Below are 22,124 nucleotides of genomic sequence, written 5' to 3'. Positions count from 1 at the left end.
ACGACATCTTCATCGTCATTCGGGTGCGGTTCGGGGAGGGCGACCACGCGGTTCGCCATGAGCAACACCACCTATCACAGGCCCCACTGCGGCCGTTTACCCATGATACCGAGCGAGCCGACGTCCCGGTTCGAGCGTCGCGCGAGCCCCGCGGCGCGGAAAGCCGCGCCACCAAGAGCTTAGCCGCGCTGGATACGGCACGTACAAATTACGATACTGATGTCGCTTTCGGCGGCCTCGTCGCCGCGCGGGGCCGGCGCGACACCCCCATGGAAGGAGGCGACCGTCGCGCGCTACCGCCGGGGGCGGTCCGCCAGCCCGCCGGCCGGCGGCTCGGGAGGCGCCTCGCCGCGCACGGCAGCGGCGCGCGTCACCCGCCACCCCGCTCAGCGCCGCGCGCTCAGGTGGATCGCCGCCCGCCCACGCGCCGCGGCGGGCACCCCAGGACCGCCGCGCGACGGCACATCTCGTCGACGCCGTCCCGCGACGCCGCCTCTCCGGGCATGCGTCTCGCAAGCCAACCGATGAGCGTCAGCCCCGCTGCGCGGGCGTCTGCGGGCATCGTCCCTTCTTTCAGGAGGCTCGCGATCTGAGCGATCAGACGCGTGCGCGTTTCCTCAGGCGCCATCCTGCGTGCTCCATGAAGCATTCGAACGGGAAAGTCAAAAGAACCGCGATGCTAGCGCGCGGCCTCGGCGGCGGAAAGGTCGGCGCTGTGCTCTCCTCCACATCCGATCGGGACCGCGCGTCCCGGTCGGCGGCGTGCCAACACGCGCTGCGAAGCGGCGTCAAGATAAATTTGCGCGCGGGTCAGATCGGCGCGATGAGCACCTCGCGATCCTTGGCGCCGTTCGCGGGCCCGACGAGCCCGCGCTTCTCCATCGCCTCGACCAGCTTGGCCGCGCGGTTGTAGCCGACGCCGAGCTTGCGCTGCAGCCACGAGGTCGAGCAGCGCCGGGTGTCGGCCACGATCCTCACGGCGGCGTCGTACATGGGATCGGCCTCGGCGTCGGAGGTGTCGGGCTCCTCGCCCTCCTCGTCCCGGGGCCGGAGGATCGCCTCGTCGTAGACCGGCTCGCCCTGGAGCCGGAGGAAGTCGGTGATCTTCTGGACCTCCTCCTCGGAGCAGAACGGGCACTGGACGCGCCGCGTCTCGTTCGAGCCGTTCATCTTGATCAGCATGTCGCCGCGGCCGAGCAGGTGCTCTGCGCCCTGCTCGTCGAGGATCGTGCGGCTGTCCACCTTCTGCGCGACGCGGAAGGCGATGCGCGTGGGGAAGTTCGCCTTGATCATGCCGGTGATCACGTCGACGCTCGGCCGCTGCGTCGCGAGGATGACGTGCATGCCGGCGGCGCGCGCCTTCTGCGCCAGCCGGGCCACGCTCGCCTCCACGTCCTTGCCCTGCTGCATCATCAGGTCGGCGAACTCGTCGACCACGATCACGATGAACGGGATCTTCTCCGGCAGCGCCGCGTCGGAGCCGTCCTTCGCCGCGTCGACCTCCACCTCGAGCCCGTCCGCGCCGATCGCGGTCACCTTGGCCGGGGGCTTCGGCGGGCGCGCCTCGCCGCGGTGCACGCGCTCGACCCACGCGTTGTACGTCGTAATGTTCTTCGTCCCCGCGTTCGCGAAGAGCTGGTAGCGCCGCTCCATCTCGTCGACCGCCCACTTGAGCGCGTTCGCCGCCTGCTTCATGTCCGTCACGACCGGCAGGAGCAGGTGCGGGATGCGGTCGAAGGGCGCGAGCTCGACGACCTTGGGATCGATCATCAGGAGCCGGAGCTCGTCCGGCGTCTTGCGGAAGAGCAGGCTCACGAGCATCACGTTGAGCCCGACGCTCTTGCCGGCGCCGGTCGCGCCCGCGACGATGACGTGCGGCATCGACGCGAGGTCGGCGAAGTACGGCGTCCCGATGATGTCGCGGCCGAGCACGCACGGCAGCGGCGCCTTCATCTCGACGAAGCGGCGATCCTCGACGAGCTCGCGCAGGTTGACGGGCAGGCGGTGCTCGTTCGGGATCTCGAAGCCGATCCGGTTCTTCCCGGGGATGGGGGCGACGATGCGGACCTTGCGCGACAGGCCGAGCGCGAGGTCGTCCGCGAGGCCCGCCACCTTCGAGACCTTGGTGCCGGCGGCGGGCGAGACCTCGAACGTCGTGACCGTGGGCCCGGGGTGGATCTCCTCGACCTTGCCGCTGACGCCGTAGTCGGCGAGCGTCTTCTCGAGGAGCTGCGCCGTGGCTTTCAGCTGATCCGCGTCGAGCTGGAGACGCCCGCCCGCGGGCACGTCGAGCATGTCGGTCGACGGCAGGCGGAAGCCCTCGCCGGTGGCCGGGACGACCTTGACCACCGCGGGCTTCTCGCTGACGAGCGCGCGGCTCGTGTCGACGATCGTCGGCGCGCGCGGCGCGGCGCCCTGAGGCCGCTCCGGGCCGACGGCGGGAGGAGGCTCGCGGTGGGCCGTCCGGGCATCCGGCTCGCGCGGCTCGCGGGCGGGCAGGTCGCGCGGCTCGCGGGCGGGCAGGTCGCGCGGCTCGCGGGCGGGCACGTCGCGCGGCTCGCGGGCCTCGCGGGCGGCCGCGTCGCGCGGCTCGCGGGCCTCGCGAGCGGCCGCGTCGCGCGGCTCGCGGGCGGGCACGTCGCGGCGGGCGTCCGGCTCCCGCGCCGGCAGCTCGCGCACCGGCAGGATGGGCGACGGCGTGGGCACGTCGACCGCCTCCGGCTCCGCGAACGCGGCCGCGCTGTCGTCGTCGTCCGACTCGAAGGCCGCGGGCTCGACCGCGTCGTCCTCGTCGAGCTCCACCTCCCGCTCGACGATCCTCTCGACGAGGTGCGCCTCGCCCGCGAACGGCGACTCGTCGCTGTCCTCCAGGGCGGCGGCGTCGCGCGGCCCTGCGAGCGCCGCGGCGCGCCGTCGCGCAGGCCGCCGCGGCTCGGCGGCGCGCTGCGCTCGCTCGCGCGGCTCGGCGGCGCGCTGCGCCCGTTCGCGCGGCTCGGCGGCGCGCTGCGGTCCTTCGCGCTCCGCTTCCTCGGTCAGCTCGACGAACCGCTGCGCGCCCTCGCGCGGCCCGGCGCCGTGCAGCGCCGCCTCGCGCGGCGCATCGCTCTCGGGCGCCTCCTCCTCCTCCGGCTCGGCGCCGTGGACGACCACCTCGTGCGCCTCGCCGCCGCGGCTCACCACCTCGTGCGCCTCGCCGCCGCGGGTCACCACCTCGTGCGCCTCGCCGCCGTGGATGACCAGCTCGCGCGGCTCGGCGCCGTGGATGACCAGCTCGCGCGGCTCGGCGCCGTGGATGACCACCTCGTGCGCGTCGCCGCCGCGGACCGCCGGCTCGCGCGCCTCGCTCCCCTGCGGCGCCGCCTCGCGCGGCTCCTTGGCCTGCGCCTTCCTCCCGCGCCGCGGCTTCGGCGGGGCCGCGGGCTCCTCGGCGGCGGCGCTCAGCGGCGCGCTCTTCCAGAGATCGAGCGCCGGCGCCTCGGCGTGGGCCGGCTCGACGGGCGTGGTCCTCGCGGCGGGGTCGGAGAGCGGCTCGTCCGCGTCGTCGGCCAGCGCGGCGATGATCGCGTCGGGGCTCGAGTTGCGCGCGATGATCGGCGGCGCCTCCTGCGCCGAGGCGCCCTCCCGCCGCTCCAGATCGCGCGCCGCGGCCCACGCCCCGAAGAGCGCGCGCGCCCAGCCGGCGACGCGCGCGGCGATGGCCACGGCGAGCTGCTCGGCCCGGTGCGCCAGCTCGATGAACGAGAACGTCGCCCGGCCCATCAGGATGAGCGCGACGATGGTGAGCCCGATGATGTACGACCCGATGTTCGAGAAGAGCGCGCGCAGCACCTCCCCGAACAGCTCGCCCACGGCACCGCCGAGCGGCATCGCGCCGAACGCGACCGCCCGCGGGAACGCCACGTGCGCGAGCGCCGCGAGCACGATGACCACGACGATGTCGCCGCTCAGCCGGAACAGGCTCGCGATCGAGCGCTTCGCCCCGAGCAGCGGCATCGCGAGCAGCGCGAGCTCCAGCGGGACGAACCACGCGATGACCCCGACCGCCTGGACCGACGCCCCCGCGAGCGCCGCGCCCACCGGCCCCACCCAGTCGTCGCCCGAGACCTCCGGGCGCAGCGGATCCGCGCGAAACGACGCGAGCGCGAGAGCGCTGTACAGAGCGGACACCAGGAGGACCAGCGCCGCCGCATCCCGGGCGTAGCTGTGTCCCGGCGGCGCGGCAGGGCCCGAGACCCCCGCCGGGCTGGTCCGTGCGGCGCCGCGCGCCCCGGACCGCAAGGGCTCGCCAAGGCCGGCGGCGGGCTGAGCACGGCGAGGAGCGAACAAGGGGACGTTCATGCCTACCTAAACCTACCTTGCTCACATATGCGCACTCCACGCCGGGGGCAAGAAGTCTGGGAGGCCTGAGTAAGGAGGGGAAAGCGCCGTACGGAAACGGAAAAACAGCCCGGGCAGCGGAAGCGGACGGGAAGCAACAGGAAGCAACAGGAGGAAACTGGCGCTTTCACGCGCTCCCGTGCACCGTCACACACGCCTGAGCTCGCCAGAAGCACGGGGACTCGAGCGGCCTCCAGGCCTCGGCGGGCGAGGCGGGAGGCAGGGAGGGGGAGGGAAGGTGGAGGAGAGGGGGGATAGAGGGAGGGGAGGGGGGACGCAGGGGAGGGAGGCACGGAGAGGGGGCGCCTCCGAGGGCGCCGCCGTGCTGGAGTTCCAGCCGGATTTCGCGCAAACTTTGTCCTCGCTCCCGTCTTCCCGCCCTTGAAATTCTTTCAAACAGAGCGCCGCGGGCGGTACCATCCCGACCCTCCTGGGACGTGCATGGAAACTGTCGAACGAGCAGGGCGGCGCGTCGGCGCTGCGGGCCTTCTTGTGCTGTGCCTCGCGACCGCTGGCGTGGGGCTCGCGACGAGCGGGTGCCGCGTCAATGAGAACGACATCCACCGGTGGGAGACCACGGCGCACGGGCCCGACAAGCTCAGGGCGGTGTTGTTTCACGACAAGTACGACAACTCGCTCCGCATCGAGGCGGCCACGTCGCTCATCCGCATGAAGCCGCGGCAGGGCCGGCGCGTGGGCATCGGCATCATGGTCGAGACCCTCGCGACCATGGCCCCGGAGGCGAGGCAGTCGATCGTGGCCGCGCTCGTGCCGTCCATCATCGCCGAGCTGAGGAAGCCGCCGCCCGTCGCGCCGCCCGGGCAGCCCCGCCCGGTGGACACCTCGTTCCCGTACAAGGACGCCGCGTACGCGATGCTCACGTCCGATCGGACCGTGATCATCGCGGACGAGGCGCTGAAGGAGGGGCTCAAGGCCGCCCTCATCGACTGGGCGATGGCGGACTTCGAGCACCGGCTCGAGGACCGCTCGCAGGCCTACGGGATGGAGCAGCTCCTGCGCTTCATCGGCCCGCCCGCGGTGGCCGGCCTGCCGAAGCTCATGACGCGCGAGGCGAAGCGGCTCGACCAGATGGCGTCGCTCGTGTCCGAGTACGGCGACCCACCGGCGAAGGAAGCCGCCTCGGCGAACCTCGTCGCCATCGCGAGGTTCGTCACCTCCAGCGAGTGGGTCGACGCGAAGAAGCCCGAGCTCCAGGCGGCGAACGCCGCGTCGAAGATCACGCCCACCGAGAAGCAGTTCGAGGCGCAGCTCGCGCAGTACCAGGAGGAGGAGCTCTTCCGGGTCTTCGGCTCGATGAAGAAGCTCGGCGGCAGGCCGTCGGTCGACTTCCTCCTCGGGTTCGCGGCGGACAAGAACCAGCCCGAGAAGCGCCGCCAGGCCGCCCTCGCCGCGCTCGAGGGCCGGCTCGACCGCAACAACCCGAGCGACATCCAGCGCATCCTCGAGCTCGCGACCGCGGACGCGCCCGACGCGGTGCTCGACCAGGCCTTCCGCCGCGTCGGCGAGATGCCGCGCGAGCTCGTCGTCGAGAAGCTCTACGGCCTGTTCAAGACCGACAAGTGGAAGATCCGCCGCGCCGCCGCCGCGACCATCCTGAAGATGTCGACGGTGAAGCACATCGACGAGTTCATGAGCAGGCTCCCCGACAGCAAGGGGTTCGCCATGCCCGAGGCGCTCACGTACGGCGCGTCGTTCGGCGACCTAAAGGAGGGCTCGCCCCTCGAGGCGCTGAAGAAGCACTTCACCGAGGGCCCGGCGCCGGTGCGCACGAGCGCGATCGCCTACTACTTCACCTTCGGCACGGCCGCCGATCTCGCGGCGGTGAAGCCGCTCGAGGGCGACACCACCCGCGCGCCGGTCTGCGACGCCGATCCGGACTGCAAGTGGGCGTGCGAGGTGCAGAAAGAGGGGTCGAACGAGCGCGAGCTCAGGGACGTGAAGACCGTCGGCGAGTTCGTCCAGTACTGCATCGAGCCGGCCATGCAGGAGAGGAAGCCGGAGCTCGAGAAGGGCGAGAAGAAGTGACGCGAGCGCCGGCGCAGCACGCGGGATCGTCGGGCGATCCCGCCGCCACGAGGGCGCGCGGCGCGCCCCTCGCGCCGCGCTCCTGCCACGGCGCGGGGCGCGGCGGGGGCGCGCGCTTCGCGGCGAGCCGCGCGCGCGCTCCTCGGATCTCGCGCGGCCATGGTCGCGATCGCAGCGCGCCTTCGGCGCGGCCCAGAGCCATCAGGTGCTTGCAGGGAAGAGGCCGGGAGGACGCTTCCCAGCGCAATTCATCCTCCGTTATCGTTGGGTAGAGATGAGCGCGGATCCGAACAAGAAAAGCGCACGGACGTTCCAGTGTCGCGATGTCCTTTGGGAGACGTTCGAGCAGATGGCGCGCGAGCTCGAGTGCTCCATCGACTACCTCATCAACGAGTCGATGAAGCAGTACGCGCGGCAGCGAAGCTACAGCCCGCGCACGCCCTTCCCGCCGCCCGCGAGGGTCGACGCGGCGCCCGGCTCCGGGCACCAGCCGGTCCCGCACGCTCATCAGCCCAGCGCGGTGCCTCCGGCCGCGACGCCCCCGCCGCCCGGGCTGATGACGCCCGGCTCGCCGCCGCCCTTCGGACCGCCGGGCGGGCCGCCGATGGTCGCCCTGCAGCAGCAGCAGCCGCCCGCGGGGGCCTACGGCGCGCCGGCCGGCGCGCCTGCCTATGGCGCGCCCTCGCCGCCGTACGGCGTGTCCCCCGTGGGGCCCGTGCCGACGCCGGTGCCGGCGTTGACGCCGCCGCCGCCGGGGCAGGTCCGGCCGGGCGCGCCGCCGCCGCCGCCGCCGCCGCCGGGCAGCAGCAGCGCCGGCGGGAAGCGGCCCAGCCTGCCCGTTCCGCCGCCGATCCCGGGCCGCGTCGGCGGTCCGCCGCCGCCGCCGACCAGCGTGACCCGCCTCGGCGCGCCGCCGCCGCTCCCGTCGCAGGCCACGAACCCCGGCGGGCGCCAGAGCATGCCTGGCGCCGCCGCGAGCCGCTCGGGGCCGCCGCCGCCGCTGAGCAGCGGCGCCGGGTACGCCACGCCCATCGCGCCGCCGATGGCGCCGCCGCCGTACGGCGTGCCGCCGCAGGCGGCGGCGAGCGTGCCGGGCCCGCCGCCGATGAACATGGCGATGCCGAACCAGGTCCCCGCGGGCCCGGCGCTCGCCGCGTTCTACGCGGGGCAGCGGTTCGTGGTGAACAAGGACCGGTTCATCATCGGGCGCGGCAAGCAGTCGAGCGATCTGACGATCAAGGACCCGAACGTGTCGCGCCAGCACGCCATGGTCGAGTTCCTGAACGGCCAGTACTACATGGTCGACATGGGCTCGACGAACGGCGTCGAGTACAACGGCCAGCGCATCGCCCGGAAGGCCATCGTCGAAGGCGATCTCTTCCGGATCTGCGATCACGAAGTGCGCTTCTCCTACCGCTGATCGCGGCGGTCCCGCGTCTTCCGCCGGAGCTCGCACGATGACGAAGCGTGGAGGCGCCGCCGCGGGCCTCGTGGAGCTGCCCCGCGCGGCGCTGCTGCGGCGCGTGCGCCGCGTCGCGCTGAGGGCCGGCGCCGCGGCGGTCGGCCTCGGCGCGATGATCTGGGGCGGCGCGGTCCTCGCGTCGCAGCTGCCGCCGTGGGTCGCGGAGGGCGACGCTCCGCTGCCGGCGTGGGTCAAGAGCGCGCGCGTGCTCAAGCGCGACCAGCCGCTGTTCGAGGCGCCGGGCGAGAACCCGCGCAGGCGCGGCTCCGTCGATCGCAACGTGCAGCTGCCCATCTTCGCGGCCCGGCGCGACGGCGGCTGCCTCGGTCGCTGGCTCGAGGTCGGGGCCGCGGCCTGGGTCTGCGACGACGCCGTCGAGCTCTCCGCCGCGGGTCCGATCAGCCCGCTCGTGCGCACGTGGCGCGAGATGCCGGACGGGCTCCCGTACCGCTACTACTTCGTCGGCCCCGACGGGTCGTTCGGCTACCGCCGGGTCGAGGCGGCCGACATCGACGCGCCGGACGCGCAGCTCGAGCCCGGCTTCGCGGTGGCGATCGTCGAGGAGCGGGCGCTCGGCGGGTCGCGCTACGGCCGCACGAACAGCGGCCTCTGGGTGCCGATGCGCGATCTCGGCCCGGTGCGCGCGTTCGCCTTCCACGGCGCCACCGTCCCTCCGGGCGCCGCGGAGATCGGGATCGCGTGGGTCGTGTCCGAGAGGGCTCCGCTCTTCACGCGCACGGCGGCGGGCTTCGCGCGGACCGAGGAGAGCAAGGCGCGGTTCGAGGTCGTCTCCACGCTCGAGGAGGCGCAGGGCGCCTCGGGCAAGCTCGCGCGCATCGCGGACGGCGACGCGGCGGCGTGGATCTCGCTCCGCGATCTCCGGCGCCCGTCGGTGGCGCCGCCGCCGCCCGAGGTCGACGCCGAGGCGGGCGAGCGGTGGATCGACGTCGAGCGTTCGACGCAGACGCTCGTGGCCTACGAGGGGCGTCGCCCGGTGTTCGCGACGCTGGTCTCGACCGGCAAGGGCGCGCCCGGATCGTCGCGCGCGACGCCCGCCGGCACGTTCCGCATCTGGGCCAAGCTGCTCACCTCGGACATGGACAACCTCGAGGACGAAGGCGCCGACCGCTATTACCGGATGGAGGACGTCCCCTACGTGCAGTACTTCTCCAAGGGGGTCGGGCTGCACGGCGCGTTCTGGCATCGCTCGTTCGGCCAGGTGCGGAGCCACGGCTGCGTGAACCTGGCCCCGCTCGACGCGCAGCGGCTGTTCTGGTGGACGTCGCCGCGGCTGCCCGCCGGCTGGACGGCGGTCCTCCCCACGGCGCACGAGCCGGGCACCGTGGTGCGCGTGCGCTAGCGGCGGGGCGCGACCTGCGGCGCGCGCGACGGATCGCGCAGGCCGCGGCGCGCGCGACGGATCACGCAGGCCGCGGCGCGCGCGAGCCGATCCGCGAACGCCGCGGCATCGATGGGTCTATGCGCAGGAGATGGAGGGCGCGCGCAGGCGAGGTCCCATCGAGGGGGCGCTCGGCCGGCGCAGCGGGAGGGGAGAAAGGAGCAGCGGAGCCGGGCCCGATGGGGCGCGGCCGGCGCTGGCTCAGAGGGCGATCTTGCCCTGGAGGAAGAAGGCGATGACCCAGGAGAGGAGCACGAGCGACTCGATGAGCGCCAGGCCGAGGATCATCGGGGTCTGGATCCGGGCCGCGGCGCCCGGGTTCCGGGAGATACCCTCGAGGGCGGCCGCAGCGGCGCGACCCTGGCCCATGGTGCCGCCGAGGGCAGCGATGCCGATCGCGAATCCGGCAGCGACGGCGAGCCACGAGTTCGCGTCGTACTTGTTCGACGCCGCGCCATCCTGCGCCAGCGCCATAGCGGGAACCAGTACCAGCGCAGTGCCGACAACGGCGGACAGCGACAGCTTGCTCTTCAGCGACATCCGAATCTGCTCCTTTCAAGCCACACAGCCCGCGGGGCTGCATGCGTACATCTGCGTGGGTCGGGGGCCGCGCGGGCGGCACCCCCTCGAGAACCGGGGATCGCTCCCGGGACCTCTTCGACTGCTCGGTAGGGGACGCGCTCGTGCAGTCCACCCACCGCTCTGGGGCAACCCATCGACAGCGGGGCCCCTCTAATCCGATTTTCGAGGGCTGGCTAGCCTTCTCTTCACCTCCAGCGCCGTTCTCCTCGGCGCCGGGTGATGCCTGATCGAGCGGTCAGGCGAAGCGATCAGTGATGGTGGTCCGCCTTCTCCGTCGCGAGCCCGATGTAGATGCAGCTCAGCAGGCAGAACACCAGCGTCTGCACGACGATGACGATGATCGCCAGGAACATCAGCGGCACCGGGACGAACAGCGCGACCAGCCCGAGGAAGATGCTCGCCACGAGGTGGTCGACCCCGATGTTGAGCATGAGCCGGATCGAGAGCGTGACCGGGCGGACGCAGGTGGAGATGACCTCGATGGGGAAGATGAGCGGCGCCAGGTACCACTTCGGCCCGGCGAGGTGGGCGATGTAGCCCCAGCCGTTCTCCTTCAGCCCGTAGTAGTTGAAAAGGACGAACACCACGACGGCGCACCCGATCGTGACGTTCAGGTTCGAGGTCGGCGGGTTCACGCCCGGGATGAGCGCCGACGCGTTCGAGAAGAAGATGAACGCCGCCGAGCCCCCGATGAGCGGGAAGTACCGCTTCGCGTTCTCGGGCCCCATCACGTCCCGAGCCATGCCGTAGAAGTAGCCGAAGAACGCCTCGAAGAACGTGCGCAGCGTGAGCTTGTCCTCCGGGACCACGGACTCGTTCAGGCGCCGGTACTGCCCGCGCACCTCGCTCGCGAGCAGCACGAACAGCACCATGATGAGGAGGCTCATGAAGATCGGCTCGGTCCCGCGGTAGTCGACCGTGTGGTGACCGATGAACGTCTTGCCGATGTTGCGAGCGTTCTCCCGGAGTCCGGGGAGCTGCGCCAGGAGGTACGTGAGGAACCCTGTATGCTCAGGCATGGCTTTCGTCGTCGATGCGCGGCGCCGACGGCCGCGCGGCTGTGCCGGGACGGCCGCGCGCGCCGGCGCGCCTTGGGGGAGTTCGCCCTCGGTCGAGGGGCCTCGCCTCTACCACAACTCCTTTACGGTGGGCACCCTGGAGCGCGCCGACGCGCCGCCGCGTCGCGCGGGTCGCCGGCGGCGGCGCCGGCCGACGCGGGAGCTCAGCCGCGAGCGCCAGGGGGGGCTCCGTCGGCCGGGGGCTTCGGCCCGAACAGCGTCCCCAGGGTGATGCCGACCACGAGCGAGGCGTAGCCGACCATCAGCGCGACCCCCGAGACGAGCTCGCTCTTCAGGACGAGCCAGACGCCGCCCATCAGGCCGAGGAGCTTGATGATCGCGATCAGCGTCCACGACACGGTGCGGCCCCTGCGCGAGAGGAACGCGTCGACGATGCGCGCGAAGACGTACAGGTTCGCGGTGGCGATGGCGCCCCCGATGCCGACGCCGAGCGCCGCGCGCACGCCGTACGCGAGCAGCGCGGCCACGGCCAGGACCGCCGCGGTGCCGGCCACCCAGCGGAGCACGGCCCGCATGGTCGCGTCGCCGACGCCGGGCTGTCCGTCCGCGTCCGGCTCCTCGTGCGGCGGGCCGCCGCCGCGCGTCCCGGGGCTTCGCTCAGCGCTCATCGTGCTCCTTCGCGGGCTGCCGCTCGTCGGGGTAGGGGACCACGTCGATCGAGTCCGCCCGGCGGTTCCCGTGACCGCTCGCCGCGCGCTCGTCCGCGAGCGCCTTGCGGTCGTCGAACATCGGCGCGGGGTTGCCCTGCTCGCGCTCCTCGCGCGCGGCCGCCGCCTGCATCTCCCTCCACGCCCGGTGGACCGCCTTGCCGGCGGCGCCGAGGCCGAAGAAGAACCAGAGCACCGCGAGGTACGGCTCGGTCCCGAGCTTCGCGTCGAGCCAGCGGCCGATGAACAGGCCGACCAGGATGCAGAGCACCACCTCGAGACCGACGGTCCCGTAGCTTCCGACGGCCTTCCAGTCCTGCTTCATCAGGGGATCCGATCACCAGGCAGTACCTGGGTGCCTCGGGTCGCGATTACAAGCGGTCCCGGACGGGGTCAACCGCCGTCGGAGCGCTCCGACGGCGTCGCGCGTCGCGCGTCGCGCCAGCCTACCGCCGCGCGATCAGCGCCTCCAGCGCGGAGCGCATCGCCTGCGCCGCCTCGCCGCGGTGGCTCACGCGGTTCTTCTCGGCCTCGCCGAGCTCGGCCATGGTCCGTCCGTACGCTTCCACGACGAACAGCGGGTCGTAGCCGAAGCCGCCCGAGCCCTTGGGCTGCCTGGCGATCCACCCCTCGCAGCGCCCTTCGGTGACGACGGGCTGCTCCGCAGACCGCGGATCGAGCAGGACCATCACGCAGCGGAAGCGCGCTCGACGCTGGTCGTCTGGCACGTCCGCGAGCGCCGCGAGCAGCGCCGCGTTGTTCTCCGCGTCGGTCGCGTGCTCGCCGGCGAAGCGGGCGGACCGCACGCCCGGCCGGCCGCCGAGCGCGTCCACCTCGAGCCCCGAGTCCTCGGCGAGCGTCACCAGGCCCGACCGGAGCGCCCCGGCGCGCACCTTGAGGAGCGCGTTCTCCAGGAACGTCGCGCCGTCCTCGACCACCGGCGGCGCGTCCGGCAACACCTCGGCCAGCGAGCGCACCTCGATCGGGAGATCGGCGAGCAGCGACCGCAGCTCCGCGAGCTTGCCCCGGTTCGAGGTCGCGGCGAGCAGGCAGAGCGGCTCCCGGCTCACGCGACCCTCCAGTGATCGGTCTGGAACAGCGCCGCGAGGTCGACGCCGGCGTCGCTCAGCGCGCGGTGCTGCGCGCTCGCGAGCGACGCCACGCCCGCGAGCGCGAGGTCGATCATGCGGTCGAGCTCCGTCCGGGGGATGGCCTCGTCCTCGGCGGTCGCCTGGACCTCGACGATCGCGCCGACCGCGGTCGCCACGACGTTCATGTCGACGCGCGCCGCGCTGTCCTCCGTGTACACGAGATCGAGGGCGAGCCCGCCCGGGAGGTGGCCCACGCTGATCGCCGCCACCTGATCGCGGAGCGCCGGCCCCTTCAGCGACCCGGCCGCGCGCATCCGGTCGAGCGCCAGCGCGAGCGCCACGAACCCGGCGGTGATCGACGCGGTCCGCGTGCCCCCGTCCGCCTCGAGGATGTCGCAGTCGATCGCGATCGTCTGCTCGCCGAGCTGCTTCATGTCGATCGCCGCGCGGAGCGCGCGCCCGATGAGCCGCTGGATCTCCTGCGTGCGCCCGCTCGGCGCCTTGCCCCGCCCGTCGCGCGGCTCCCTCCGGGTCGGGCTCGATCGCGGGTGCATCTGGTACTCGGCCGTGAGCCAGCCCGCCCCCTTGCCGATCATCCACGCGGGCACGGTGGGCTCGACCGACGCCGTGCAGAGCACGACCGTCCTCCCGGCGCGGTAGAGGACGGACCCCTCCGCGTTGCGGTGGAACCCGAGGATCATCTCCACCGGGCGGTGGACGTCGAGGGCGCGGCCGTCAGGGCGATTCACGAGGGCCGCCTTAGCACAACTCGGGCGACGCACGGGCTCGCGTCGCGGCGGCGCGCGAGGCGCCCTGCGGTTTGCGTCGCTGCGGTCCTGCGTCGCTACATCCCGAACCAGGGGCCCGGGTCGATCACGTCGGCGCCGCGCCGGAGCTCGAAGTAGAGCTTCGCGCCGTCCGGCCCGCTCCCGACCGTGCCCACCCGCGCCCCGCCTGCGACCTGATCGCCGGCGCGCACGTCGGCGGCGCCGAGGTTCGCGTACACCGAGTAGTGCCGCTCGCCGTGATCGACGATCACCGTGAGCCCGTAATCCGCGTAGGTGTCGGCGAAGGCGACCCGCCCCGCGGCCACGCTGCGGACCGGCGCGCCGGAGAGCGCGGTGAGCTCGACGCCGGGCCCGCCGGCGCCGCGGCGCGACACCTTGCGCACCTCGGCGCGGCCGGCGATGGGGAAGGGGAGCCGGCCGAGGAGGGAGCGGAAGCCGGCGCGCCGATCGAGCTCGGCGGGGCCGGTGTCGGCGCCGTAGATCGCGAGGTAGTCGGGGCGCACGCTCGTCTCGAACGCGCGCGAGAACGCGGCGCGGCGCTCCTCCTCCTGGGCCAGCGCGACCCGCGCGCGGTTCATCGCCTCGCGGTGCACCTCGAGCGGCGCGCGCTCCGCGCCGAGGTGCGTGAGCCGATCCGCGAGCTCGGCGCTGCGCCGGGTCAGCTCGGCCTCGCGGGCGAGATCGCGCTCGAGCGCGAGCCGGGTGCGCTCCACGCGGGCGGCGTGGTCGACCAGCGCGTCGAACCCGCCGCCCACCGGGAGGAAGCCGGCGCGGACGTGGCGGTAGTACGCGCGGCCGCGCGCGACCATGCGGCGGCGGGTGAGCTCGAGCGCGGGGCCGATGGAGTCGAGCTCCGCGCGCAGCGCCTTCTCCTCGGCGTCGAGCTTCGCGAGCAGCCGATCGAGATCGTTCTCCGCCAGCGCGGAGCTCGGGCGCGCCGCCGGCGCCGCCAGGGAGGCCGAGGGCGACGACGGGGCGTCGGCCGCCGGGACCGCGGCGCCGCTGGTCGCCGCGCCGGTCAAGAGCGCCAGCGCGATCGGCGCGAGCCGGGCGCGGCGCCTCACACGGCCACCATCTTGCGCAGCGTGAGCAGCGCGGTGGCGGCGCCGAGGGCGGCGCCGAGGCCGACCATGCCGAGCGCGACCTCCCAGGGCAGGAACGACGGCGAGACGCCGAGCAGGTTGGCGAGCTCGTGATCGAAGCGGCCCCGCACCATCAGGAACAGCGCGCCGAGCATGAGGAGCGCGCCGGCCGCGCCGGCGGCGCCCTGCGTCGCGCCCTCGACGATGAACGGCCGGCGCACGAAGCCGTCGGTCGCGCCGACCAGCTTCAGCACCTCGACCTCGATCTTCCGGCGGTGCAAGAGGAGGCGCATCGTCGAGCCGATGACGCTGACGACGGCGCAGAGGACGATCGCCGCGAGGCAGGTGCTCGCGGCCACGCCGCCGCCGAGGAGCGACGAGAGCCGCTCCGTCCAGCGCTGGTAGGTCTCCACCGTGTCCACGGCCGGCAGGGCGCGCAGCTTCACGGTCATCGACGCGAGCGCCTCGTCGGAGATCTCCTCGGTGAAGCCGACCTCGAGGGACGCGGGGAACGCGCTCGGCGGCAGCGCGGCGAGGGCCTTGTCGCCGTCGTCGTGCACCACCTCGCGGCGCGCCTCGGCGCTCGTCACCAGGCGGACCTTCTTGACCCCGTCCGTGCCCTCGAGCGCGCGGGTGAGCTCCGCGACCTCCGCGTCGGTCGCGCTGTCGCGCAGGTAGACCGTGGCGCGGCCCGCGCGCGACCAGCGATCGCGCACAGCCATGAGGTTCGTGACCACGAGGAGGGCCGACGCGAGGCAGACGAACGCGACCGCGAGCGAGAAGATCGACAGCGCCTGCAGGCGCCAGTCGCTCCTCCCGGCCCGCCAGGTGCGAAGCCATCTCCGCCGATCGTCACGCTCGCTCGTCTGCATCCCGTTCCCTCTTCTATCCCCGGAGCCTGAGCCGGAGCCCTCGGCGCTACGCCGCGCCGCGCACGCCGCTGTCCATCTCGTCCTCGACGGCGTCGCCGTCGTCGCCGGCGAGCTCGCCGCCGGACCCGAGGCCGTGCGGCACGTCCGTCGCCTTGCCGTCGTCGAGCACGACCACGCGCCGCGGGCGCACGTCGAGCAGCGTCCGATCGTGCGTCGCGAACAGGACCGTCGTGCCGGTCTCGTGGATGTCCTCGAACAGCCCGAGCAGATCGATCGCGAGCTGCGGGTCGAGGTTGCCCGTCGGCTCGTCCGCCAGGATCAGCGCCGGCTCCCCGACGATCGCGCGCGCGATCGAGACGCGCTGCTGCTCGCCGCCGCTCAGCACCTGCGCCCGGTCGCCGCCGCGCCCCGACAGGCCGACGCGCTCGAGCGCCTCGCCGACCCGGGTCCGGAGCAGGCGCGACGGCAGGCCGAGGACCTCGAGCGTGATCGCCACGTTGTCGAACACCGTCCAGCTCGGGACCAGCTTGAAATCCTGGAACACGAAGCCGACGTTGCGCCGGAGCGCGGGGATCGACGCGTCGGTCAGGCGCGCGACGTCCCGGCCGAGGAACAGGATCCGGCCGTCGTCGACGCGCTCGGTGCGGTGCACGAGCCGGAGGAGCGTGCTCTTGCCCGAGCCGCTCGGGCCGGTGATGAACACGAACTCGCCCCGCTCGATCGAGAGCGACATCCCTCGGAGCACCGGCTGATCCGCGCGGTACGACTTATATACGTCCTCGAACACGAGGATCGGCCGGCGCGCGGCGGACGCGTCGTAGCGGTGGCCGGGCCGGAGCGCCGGACGAAATGAGCCTTGCGGAGGGGGCGCCGCCATCGGACCCTTCACCTATCAGCCTGCTCGGACACGGAAAACTTTTCGGCCGACGCCCGGGCGAGCGCCCCCTCCGGGTCGCCTTTTTCGGCCTCCCGCTGGCCGCGCTGCTGCTCCACGGCGACGGCCACGAGATCGCGCTCGCCGCGATCAGCCGCGCCGACGCGGTGGGGCTCCGCCGCGCCCGCCGCCTCTTCGGCGAGCGCCTCCTCCTGCGCCCCGACGTCGAGCGGCCCGAGCTCAGGTCGCGCGTCGAGGCGCTCGCGCCCGATCTCCTGGTGAGCTGGTTCTGGACCACGCGCCTGCCGATGTCGCTCGTGCGGGCGGCGCGGCTCGGCGGGATCGGCGTGCACCCCTCGCTGCTCCCGCGCCACCGCGGGCCCGATCCCACCTACTGGGCGATCGCCTCGGGCGACGCCGAGAGCGGCGTCACGGCGCACCGGATCGAGGCGGAGTACGACACCGGAGACATCCTCGACCAGGAGCGGCTCCCGATCGATCCGGCGTGGACCGCGTGGCAGCTCGCCCGCGCGCTGGACCGGCCGAGCCTGCGCGTCCTGCGACGCACGGTCGCCCGGTTCGCGCGCGGCGACGAGGTGGCGGGCGTCGCCCAGGATCCGGCGCTCGCGACGCAGGCGCCCGCGCCGGACGACGAGGCGTGCGCGATCTGCTGGTCCTGGCCGACGGAGCGCGTGCTCCGGCACATCCGCGCCCTCGCGCCGGCGCCGGGGGCGTGGACCGAGATCGAGGGCGCCTGCGTCATCGTCCTGCGGGCCGCGCCGGCGCCGACCTTCCCGGGAGCGCTCGCGCCGGGCGAGGCGGTGGCGCAGGGCGGGGTGGTCCTCGTGAGGACCGGCGACACGGCCGTCGCGCTGCTGGAGGGGGAGATCGACGGCGAGCCGGCGTCGGCGGGCGAGCTCGCGGCGCTCGTGGCGTCGGGCGCGCCGAGCGGGTGACGGCCGGCCCGGGCGCGCTCGGCTACCGGCCGCGGCGCCGGCCGCCGCGCCGGCGGGGTCGCCTGGCCGGCGCGCGGGCCATCGAAACCTGAACCTGCGCGCGCGCGACCGCGTAGGATGCGCCCTTCGGAGGATTCATGTCGGAACCCGCGCAGCTTGCGAAAAGCGCCCGCGAACTGCTCGCATCGGCGCTCAATGCGCTCCAGTCGAACGGGGGAGTGTCGCCGGACGTCGAGGCGCTCGCCGAGCCGATCGCGCAGGCGATGGGCATCATGCACCGCATCGAGCGCTCCGGGGGACAGACCCTCGACGGCAGCGAGGTCGCGCTCGGCCACGTGCGCGACGTCCTGAACCGCCTGCAGAGGATCACGGTGGCCGATCCCGTGATCGACGTCTTGATGGAGCACGTCGCGTCCTCGCTGAGCAAGGTGCACGCGCTGAGCAGGGCGCAGGCCGCCGCAGGCGCGCAGCCGCCGGCGCCCGCTGCGGCGGCCGCGCCGCCGCCGGTCGCGGTGGCGCCTGCGCCCGTCGCGGTGGCGCCTGCGCCCGTCGCAGTTGCGCCTGCGCCCGTCGCAGTTGCGCCTGCACCGGTCCCGGTCCCGGTAGCCGCGCCCGCACCCGTCGCGGCGGCCCGTGCGCCCGCCCCGGTCGCTGCGCCGCCGCCGGTCGCGGTGGCCGCCCCTGCGCCGGTCGCGGTGGCCGCCCCTGCGCACCTCCAGCAGACGCTGCCCTCGCCGCAGCCGCCGCGGCATGCGCCGGCCCCGCCCGCGTACCCCGCCGCGCCTCATCCGGCTGCGGACGCGCGCCGAGCGCCGCCGCCCCAGGCCGCGCCGCCGCCGGTCGACAACCGCGCGCCCGCCGCCGTCGTCGACGTCGAGCTAGGCGCTCTCACCCCGTCGAACTTTTACAAGGGGCTCGCTGGCAACGACGTGATCGAGCACGGGGGCATCTTCGTCGCGACCTACAAGATCCCGCCGATCGGCTCCGTCGTGACCTTGCGTGTCCGCCTGCCGGGCGACTACGAGTTCACCGCGCTGGCGGCGGTCCGGTGGACGCGCGAGGCCGGCGGCTCGAAGGACTCGGCCGAGCCGGGCTTCGGCGCCCGGATCACGCAGATCTCGGCGGAGGGCCGCCAGCTCGTTTCCCGGTTCACGCGCAACAGGGAGCCGCTCTTCTACGACGACCTCTGACGCCGCCACGCCGCCTCGATCCTGGTGAACCGTTTCTTCTCGCGCTCCGGCTCGCGGGCGAGCCGGCCGCTCCGCCGCGCAGCCTCCGTCCTCTCCGCCGTCGCCCTCGCGGCGCTGCTGCTCCTCGCGCCGCGGCCCGCCCGGGCGACCGGCGATCCCGATCTCGCGTTCTGGACCTACGAGACCGACCACTTCCGGGTGCACCACCCGCAGGGCCTCGAGCCCGTCGCTGCGCGCATCGCCGTGCTCGCCGAGACGATCTACGGGCGCGTCGAGGGCGCGCTCGGCTACGCCCCGCGGGACCGCACCGAGATCGTGATCACCGACGACTCGGAGATCGCGAACGGCTCGGCCGGCACGCTCCCGTACAACGCGATCCACCTCCTCGCGTCGGGGCCCGAGGACATGTCGACGCTGGGCGACTACGACGACTGGTACCTCGACCTGCTCACGCACGAGTTCACGCACATCGCGCACATCGACAACACGTCGGGCATCCCCGCGATCCTGAACGCGATCGTTGGCAAGTCGTTCTCGCCGAACCAGGTGCAGCCGCGGTGGATCATCGAGGGGCTCGCCGTCGTGAGCGAGAGCAACCACACGAGCGGCGGCCGGATGCGCTCGACCATGTTCGACATGTACCTGCGCGCCGACGTGCTCGAGGACAACATCGCGGGGCTCGATCAGATCTCGAGCTCCCCGTTCCGCTGGCCGCAGGGCACCCTCTGGTACCTCTACGGCTCGAGGTTCCTGGGATGGATCCTCGACGTCTACGGGCCGAACACGATGCGCGCCGTCTCCGCCGACTACGGCGCGTCGCTCGTCCCGTGGGGGATCAACCGCGCCATCCGCCGCGTCACCGGCAAGACCTACGTCGAGCTGTACGAGGGCTGGAAGGACCACCTCCGCCGGCTCTACCGGGAGCAGATGGCGGCCGTCGAGGCGCGCGGCCTCCGCGAAGGCGCGCGGCTCACGCACCACGGCCGCACCGTCCATTACCCGCGGTTCGTTCCGCCCGTCGCGCGTCGGACGTCCGCGGACGAGATCGTCTACTTCCGCGACGACGGCCGCGAGCGCCCCGGCATCTACCGCCTCTCGCTCGCCGCGCCCGCGCCCGGAACCGAGCGCAAGGAAACGCTGGTCGCGCGCACCAACACGGCCTCGCGACCGGCGTTCACGCCGGCCGGCGACATGATCTTCGCGGCGCTCATGCCGTGGCGCAATCAGTACTACCGGGACGACCTGGTCTTCCTCCCGCGCGGTGAGGAGGCGCCGGACGGCGACGAGCCCTCGCGCCGCCGGCTGACGCGCGGCCTCCGGTCCTCGGCCCCGGACGTGAGCCCGACCGGCGATCTCGTCGCCTTCTCGCTCAACAGCAAGGGCACCCGCTACCTCGAGATCGCGCGGCTCTCGCGGGACGGCGCCCTCTCCGAGCGGCGCGATCTCGTGCCGAGCGCCCGCTTCGAGCAGGCCTACTCCCCGTCGTTCTCCCCCGACGGCAAGCGCCTCGCCTACAGCGCCTGGACCGCCGGCGGCTACCGCGACATCCGCGTGGTCGACGTCGCCACCGGCAGCTTCCGTGAGGTGACGCGCGATCGCGCGACCGACATGAGCCCGGTCTGGTCGCCCGACGGCGAGACGCTCTATTTCACCTCGGACCGCACGGGCATCCACAACGTCTACGCGTACGCGCTCTCGACCGGCGCGCTGCGGCAGGTCACCAACGTGAGACTCGGGGCCTTCCATCCGGCGATCAGCCCCGACGGCAAGACGCTTGTCTATGTCGGATATACGTCCCGCGGCCACGACCTCTTCGTCATGCCGCTCGATCCGGCGCGCTTCCTCCCGGCGCCGGCGCCCCCGACCGACCGCCCCGATCCGCCGACCGCGCCCGCGGCGGTGCGGCTCGAGCGCTCCCCGTACAACCCGCTTCCGACGCTCGCGCCGCGCGCGATCACGCTCGACTACGCGCCCGGGAGCTACGGGTCGAACGCGCTGACGGTGAGCGTGACCGGCTCGGACATCGTCGGTCGTCACTCGGTCTTCGGCGAGCTCACCGTGCAGCCGGACGCGCCCGCCCCGACCGTCCTCGTCGGGTACACCTACGGGCGGCTGCCCATCGATCTCGGCGTCCGCGCGTACTACGCCATGACGCCGCGCAGCGGCTACCGCATCAGCGGCCGCAACGTCACCTACGACGAGCGATCGATCGGCGTCGTCTCGGGCGTCAGCTACCCGATCCGCGGCGAGTTCTCGCGGCAGAGCCTGGCCGCGTCGTTCAGCAGCGTCGCTTTCAAGGGGCAGCTCCCCGTCGGCAGCGAGCTCGACCCGTACGCGCCGCGGACCATCCTCCCGCCGCAGGGCACGCTGAACCTCGCGCACCTCGGCTATGGGTTCTCGAACGCCGAGGGCTCGATCGAGGCGTCCGGCGCGCCGCGCGGGATCTCGCTCAACGCGGGCCTCGATTACGCCGGCCCGGAGACGGGCAGCAGCTATACGACCTACGCGTTCTCGACCTCGCTCAGCGCCTACGTCGCGATGCCCTGGCCTGGCGACCACACCCTCGCCTTCCGCGTCGCCGGGGCGGTCTCCGGCGGCAACTTCCCTCGGGGCGCCGCCTACGCCGTCGGCGGGTACGATCTCGAGAACCTCACGCTCGTCGACACCCTGCTCACCGGCGTCACGAATAGCTCGTTCACGCTCCGCGGCTACGCGCCGGGCGTGATGGCCGGCCGCTCGTATTTCTCGCAGACGTTCGAGTACCGCGTGCCCGTCCTGGAGCCCGATCGCGGCCTCTCGACGCTGCCGCTCTACCTGCGCCGCATCGACGCGAGCCTCTTCCTCGACCACGGCGGCGCATTCAACCGCTTCGAGATGGACGACCTCGCGCTCTTCACGCAGGGGAGCCTGCTCTACTCGCCCCAGCTGCACACCTCGATCGGCGGCGAGGTGTGGCTGAGCCTGACGCTCGGGTACGTCCTCTCGTCGCAGCTGCGCTTCGGGTACGCGCTCGGCCTGAGCCCGCTCGCGATCCCGGGCGGCCAGTTTTACTTCGTCGCGACGAACTCGTTCTGAGCGCCCCGCGCCGCCGGAAACTTTGCCCGCGCCGGCCCCTTCGCCCACGGTGGTCGGCCATGCGCGCCCTCCTCGCCCTGAGCCTCGCCCTCGCCGGCTGTGGCATCGCCCCGAGCAACTCCCAGCGCCTCACCGAAGCGGCGCTCGAGATGAACACGGCGGCCCGGTTCGGCCGCATGGATGTCGCGCTCGAGCGCGTCGGCTCGAGGGCGCGGGACGACTTCATGCGCCGCCACGCCGATTGGGGCGCCCGCCTCCGCGTCGTCGACGTGGAGTTCGGCGGCTTCGAGATGACCCAGCGCGACGAGGCCGAGGTCTACCTCGACGTCCTCTGGCTGCGGCACGACGAGGCCACGGTCCGTACCACCCGGATCGCGCAGCGCTGGCGCGACGAGCGAGGCCACTGGGAGCTGGTCGGCGAGGAGCGAAGAGACGGCGACACTGGGCTGCTCGGCGAGCCGCCGCCCAAGGAGAAGCCGGCCGGCGAGGCGGCGAGCGCGATCGACCCGGGCCGGCGACCCGGCATGAGCCTTCACACGCGCGTCATTCGCGACGAGTGAACGGCGCCGCTGAGCCGGGCGGCACGAGGCTACGCGGCGGACCG

Annotated in this window: 17 protein-coding genes; 7 read left to right on the top strand and 10 right to left on the bottom strand. The window is 73.4% G+C overall.

What is annotated here, in order from left to right; translation table 11 throughout:
- Positions 1–810 precede the first annotated feature (810 nt).
- Positions 811–4,338 carry a DNA translocase FtsK 4TM domain-containing protein gene (locus tag WMF26_RS45085; protein WP_437997746.1) on the bottom strand — a complete coding sequence of 1,176 codons (3,528 nt, stop codon included), beginning with the start codon at positions 4,336–4,338 and terminating at the stop codon, positions 811–813.
- A gap of 480 nt (positions 4,339–4,818) precedes the next feature.
- Here WMF26_RS45085 and WMF26_RS45080 point away from each other — a divergent pair, with 480 nt between their 5' ends.
- The 3 genes from WMF26_RS45080 (at position 4,819) to WMF26_RS45070 (ending at position 9,245) form a co-directional block, all read left to right on the top strand.
- The gene (locus WMF26_RS45080; RefSeq protein ID WP_437997745.1) at positions 4,819–6,423 is read left to right on the top strand and encodes a hypothetical protein; all 1,605 of its coding nucleotides are present in this window, start codon (positions 4,819–4,821) and stop codon (positions 6,421–6,423) included.
- Positions 6,424–6,697: 274 nt separating this feature from the next.
- Positions 6,698–7,843: an FHA domain-containing protein gene (locus WMF26_RS45075; protein ID WP_437997744.1), complete on the top strand. Its 1,146-nt coding sequence runs from the start codon at positions 6,698–6,700 to the stop codon at positions 7,841–7,843.
- Between the two features lie 37 nt (positions 7,844–7,880).
- Positions 7,881–9,245, top strand: coding sequence for a L,D-transpeptidase (locus WMF26_RS45070; protein ID WP_437952181.1), 1,365 nt, complete (start codon positions 7,881–7,883; stop codon positions 9,243–9,245).
- A gap of 240 nt (positions 9,246–9,485) precedes the next feature.
- On the opposite strand, the gene WMF26_RS45065 is transcribed toward WMF26_RS45070, so the two are convergent.
- The 9 genes from WMF26_RS45065 to WMF26_RS45025 form a co-directional block, all read right to left on the bottom strand.
- The gene (locus tag WMF26_RS45065) at positions 9,486–9,824 is read right to left on the bottom strand and encodes an ATP synthase F0 subunit C (protein ID WP_061622327.1); all 339 of its coding nucleotides are present in this window, start codon (positions 9,822–9,824) and stop codon (positions 9,486–9,488) included.
- A gap of 290 nt (positions 9,825–10,114) precedes the next feature.
- Positions 10,115–10,885 (bottom strand): F0F1 ATP synthase subunit A, encoded by a 771-nt coding sequence (gene atpB / locus WMF26_RS45060; protein WP_437315976.1) that lies wholly within the window; start codon positions 10,883–10,885, stop codon positions 10,115–10,117.
- Between the two features lie 203 nt (positions 10,886–11,088).
- Positions 11,089–11,553 (bottom strand): ATP synthase subunit I, encoded by a 465-nt coding sequence (locus WMF26_RS45055; protein WP_437997743.1) that lies wholly within the window; start codon positions 11,551–11,553, stop codon positions 11,089–11,091.
- Entirely contained in the window at positions 11,543–11,917 is a 375-nt protein-coding gene (locus tag WMF26_RS45050) for an AtpZ/AtpI family protein (protein ID WP_437952179.1), read from the bottom strand. Before WMF26_RS45050 ends, WMF26_RS45055 begins: the two co-directional genes overlap by 11 nt.
- A gap of 121 nt (positions 11,918–12,038) precedes the next feature.
- Positions 12,039–12,662: an RdgB/HAM1 family non-canonical purine NTP pyrophosphatase gene (gene rdgB / locus WMF26_RS45045; protein ID WP_061622323.1), complete on the bottom strand. Its 624-nt coding sequence runs from the start codon at positions 12,660–12,662 to the stop codon at positions 12,039–12,041.
- Positions 12,659–13,432: a ribonuclease PH gene (gene rph, locus WMF26_RS45040; RefSeq protein ID WP_061622322.1), complete on the bottom strand. Its 774-nt coding sequence runs from the start codon at positions 13,430–13,432 to the stop codon at positions 12,659–12,661. The genes rdgB and rph overlap by 4 nt, the downstream gene beginning before the upstream one ends.
- 95 nt (positions 13,433–13,527) lie before the next feature.
- Positions 13,528–14,535, bottom strand: coding sequence for a murein hydrolase activator EnvC family protein (locus tag WMF26_RS45035; RefSeq protein ID WP_437997742.1), 1,008 nt, complete (start codon positions 14,533–14,535; stop codon positions 13,528–13,530).
- Complete coding sequence (locus tag WMF26_RS45030; RefSeq protein ID WP_437997741.1) at positions 14,532–15,425, bottom strand: cell division protein FtsX; 894 nt, start codon at positions 15,423–15,425, stop codon at positions 14,532–14,534. The genes WMF26_RS45035 and WMF26_RS45030 overlap by 4 nt, the downstream gene beginning before the upstream one ends.
- A gap of 46 nt (positions 15,426–15,471) precedes the next feature.
- Entirely contained in the window at positions 15,472–16,302 is an 831-nt protein-coding gene (locus WMF26_RS45025; protein ID WP_437997740.1) for a cell division ATP-binding protein FtsE, read from the bottom strand.
- Between WMF26_RS45025 and WMF26_RS45020 the strand changes: the two genes are divergently transcribed.
- The 4 genes from WMF26_RS45020 to WMF26_RS45005 all read left to right on the top strand — a co-directional run bounded on the left by WMF26_RS45020 (position 16,275) and on the right by WMF26_RS45005 (position 22,080).
- On the top strand, positions 16,275–17,255 hold the full coding sequence (locus WMF26_RS45020; RefSeq protein WP_437997739.1) for a methionyl-tRNA formyltransferase: 981 nt from the start codon (positions 16,275–16,277) through the stop codon (positions 17,253–17,255). The genes WMF26_RS45025 and WMF26_RS45020 overlap by 28 nt on opposite strands.
- A 218-nt stretch (positions 17,256–17,473) precedes the next feature.
- Entirely contained in the window at positions 17,474–18,445 is a 972-nt protein-coding gene (locus tag WMF26_RS45015; protein WP_437997738.1) for a hypothetical protein, read from the top strand.
- Between the two features lie 24 nt (positions 18,446–18,469).
- Positions 18,470–21,520, top strand: a complete 3,051-nt coding sequence (locus WMF26_RS45010; RefSeq protein WP_437997737.1) for a BamA/TamA family outer membrane protein — start codon at positions 18,470–18,472, stop codon at positions 21,518–21,520.
- A gap of 59 nt (positions 21,521–21,579) precedes the next feature.
- A complete protein-coding gene (locus WMF26_RS45005) occupies positions 21,580–22,080 on the top strand; it encodes a hypothetical protein (RefSeq protein WP_437997736.1) in 501 nt (166 codons plus the stop codon).
- The last annotated feature ends 44 nt before the right edge of the window (positions 22,081–22,124 follow it).

This window comes from Sorangium sp. So ce185 (assembly GCF_051526825.1).
In the GTDB taxonomy this organism is placed as follows: Bacteria; Myxococcota_A; Polyangia; order Polyangiales; family Polyangiaceae; genus Sorangium; species Sorangium cellulosum_D.
The sequence above is the reverse complement of the archived record's forward strand: the minus strand, read 5'-3'. Positions and strand labels throughout refer to the sequence as shown.

What these genes read in the sequence shown, in the direction of transcription:
- WMF26_RS45085 (WP_437997746.1), bottom strand. Translation starts at nt 4,338, where the DNA reads ATGAACGTCCCCTTGTTCGCTCCTCGCCGTGCTCAGCCCGCCGCCGGC.
- WMF26_RS45080 (WP_437997745.1), top strand. Translation starts at nt 4,819, where the DNA reads ATGGAAACTGTCGAACGAGCAGGGCGGCGCGTCGGCGCTGCGGGCCTT.
- WMF26_RS45075 (WP_437997744.1), top strand. Translation starts at nt 6,698, where the DNA reads ATGAGCGCGGATCCGAACAAGAAAAGCGCACGGACGTTCCAGTGTCGC.
- WMF26_RS45070 (WP_437952181.1), top strand. Translation starts at nt 7,881, where the DNA reads ATGACGAAGCGTGGAGGCGCCGCCGCGGGCCTCGTGGAGCTGCCCCGC.
- WMF26_RS45065 (WP_061622327.1), bottom strand. Translation starts at nt 9,824, where the DNA reads ATGTCGCTGAAGAGCAAGCTGTCGCTGTCCGCCGTTGTCGGCACTGCG.
- atpB (WP_437315976.1), bottom strand. Translation starts at nt 10,885, where the DNA reads ATGCCTGAGCATACAGGGTTCCTCACGTACCTCCTGGCGCAGCTCCCC.
- WMF26_RS45055 (WP_437997743.1), bottom strand. Translation starts at nt 11,553, where the DNA reads ATGAGCGCTGAGCGAAGCCCCGGGACGCGCGGCGGCGGCCCGCCGCAC.
- WMF26_RS45050 (WP_437952179.1), bottom strand. Translation starts at nt 11,917, where the DNA reads ATGAAGCAGGACTGGAAGGCCGTCGGAAGCTACGGGACCGTCGGTCTC.
- WMF26_RS45030 (WP_437997741.1), bottom strand. Translation starts at nt 15,425, where the DNA reads ATGCAGACGAGCGAGCGTGACGATCGGCGGAGATGGCTTCGCACCTGG.
- WMF26_RS45020 (WP_437997739.1), top strand. Translation starts at nt 16,275, where the DNA reads ATGAGCCTTGCGGAGGGGGCGCCGCCATCGGACCCTTCACCTATCAGC.
- WMF26_RS45025 (WP_437997740.1), bottom strand. Translation starts at nt 16,302, where the DNA reads ATGGCGGCGCCCCCTCCGCAAGGCTCATTTCGTCCGGCGCTCCGGCCC.
- WMF26_RS45005 (WP_437997736.1), top strand. Translation starts at nt 21,580, where the DNA reads ATGCGCGCCCTCCTCGCCCTGAGCCTCGCCCTCGCCGGCTGTGGCATC.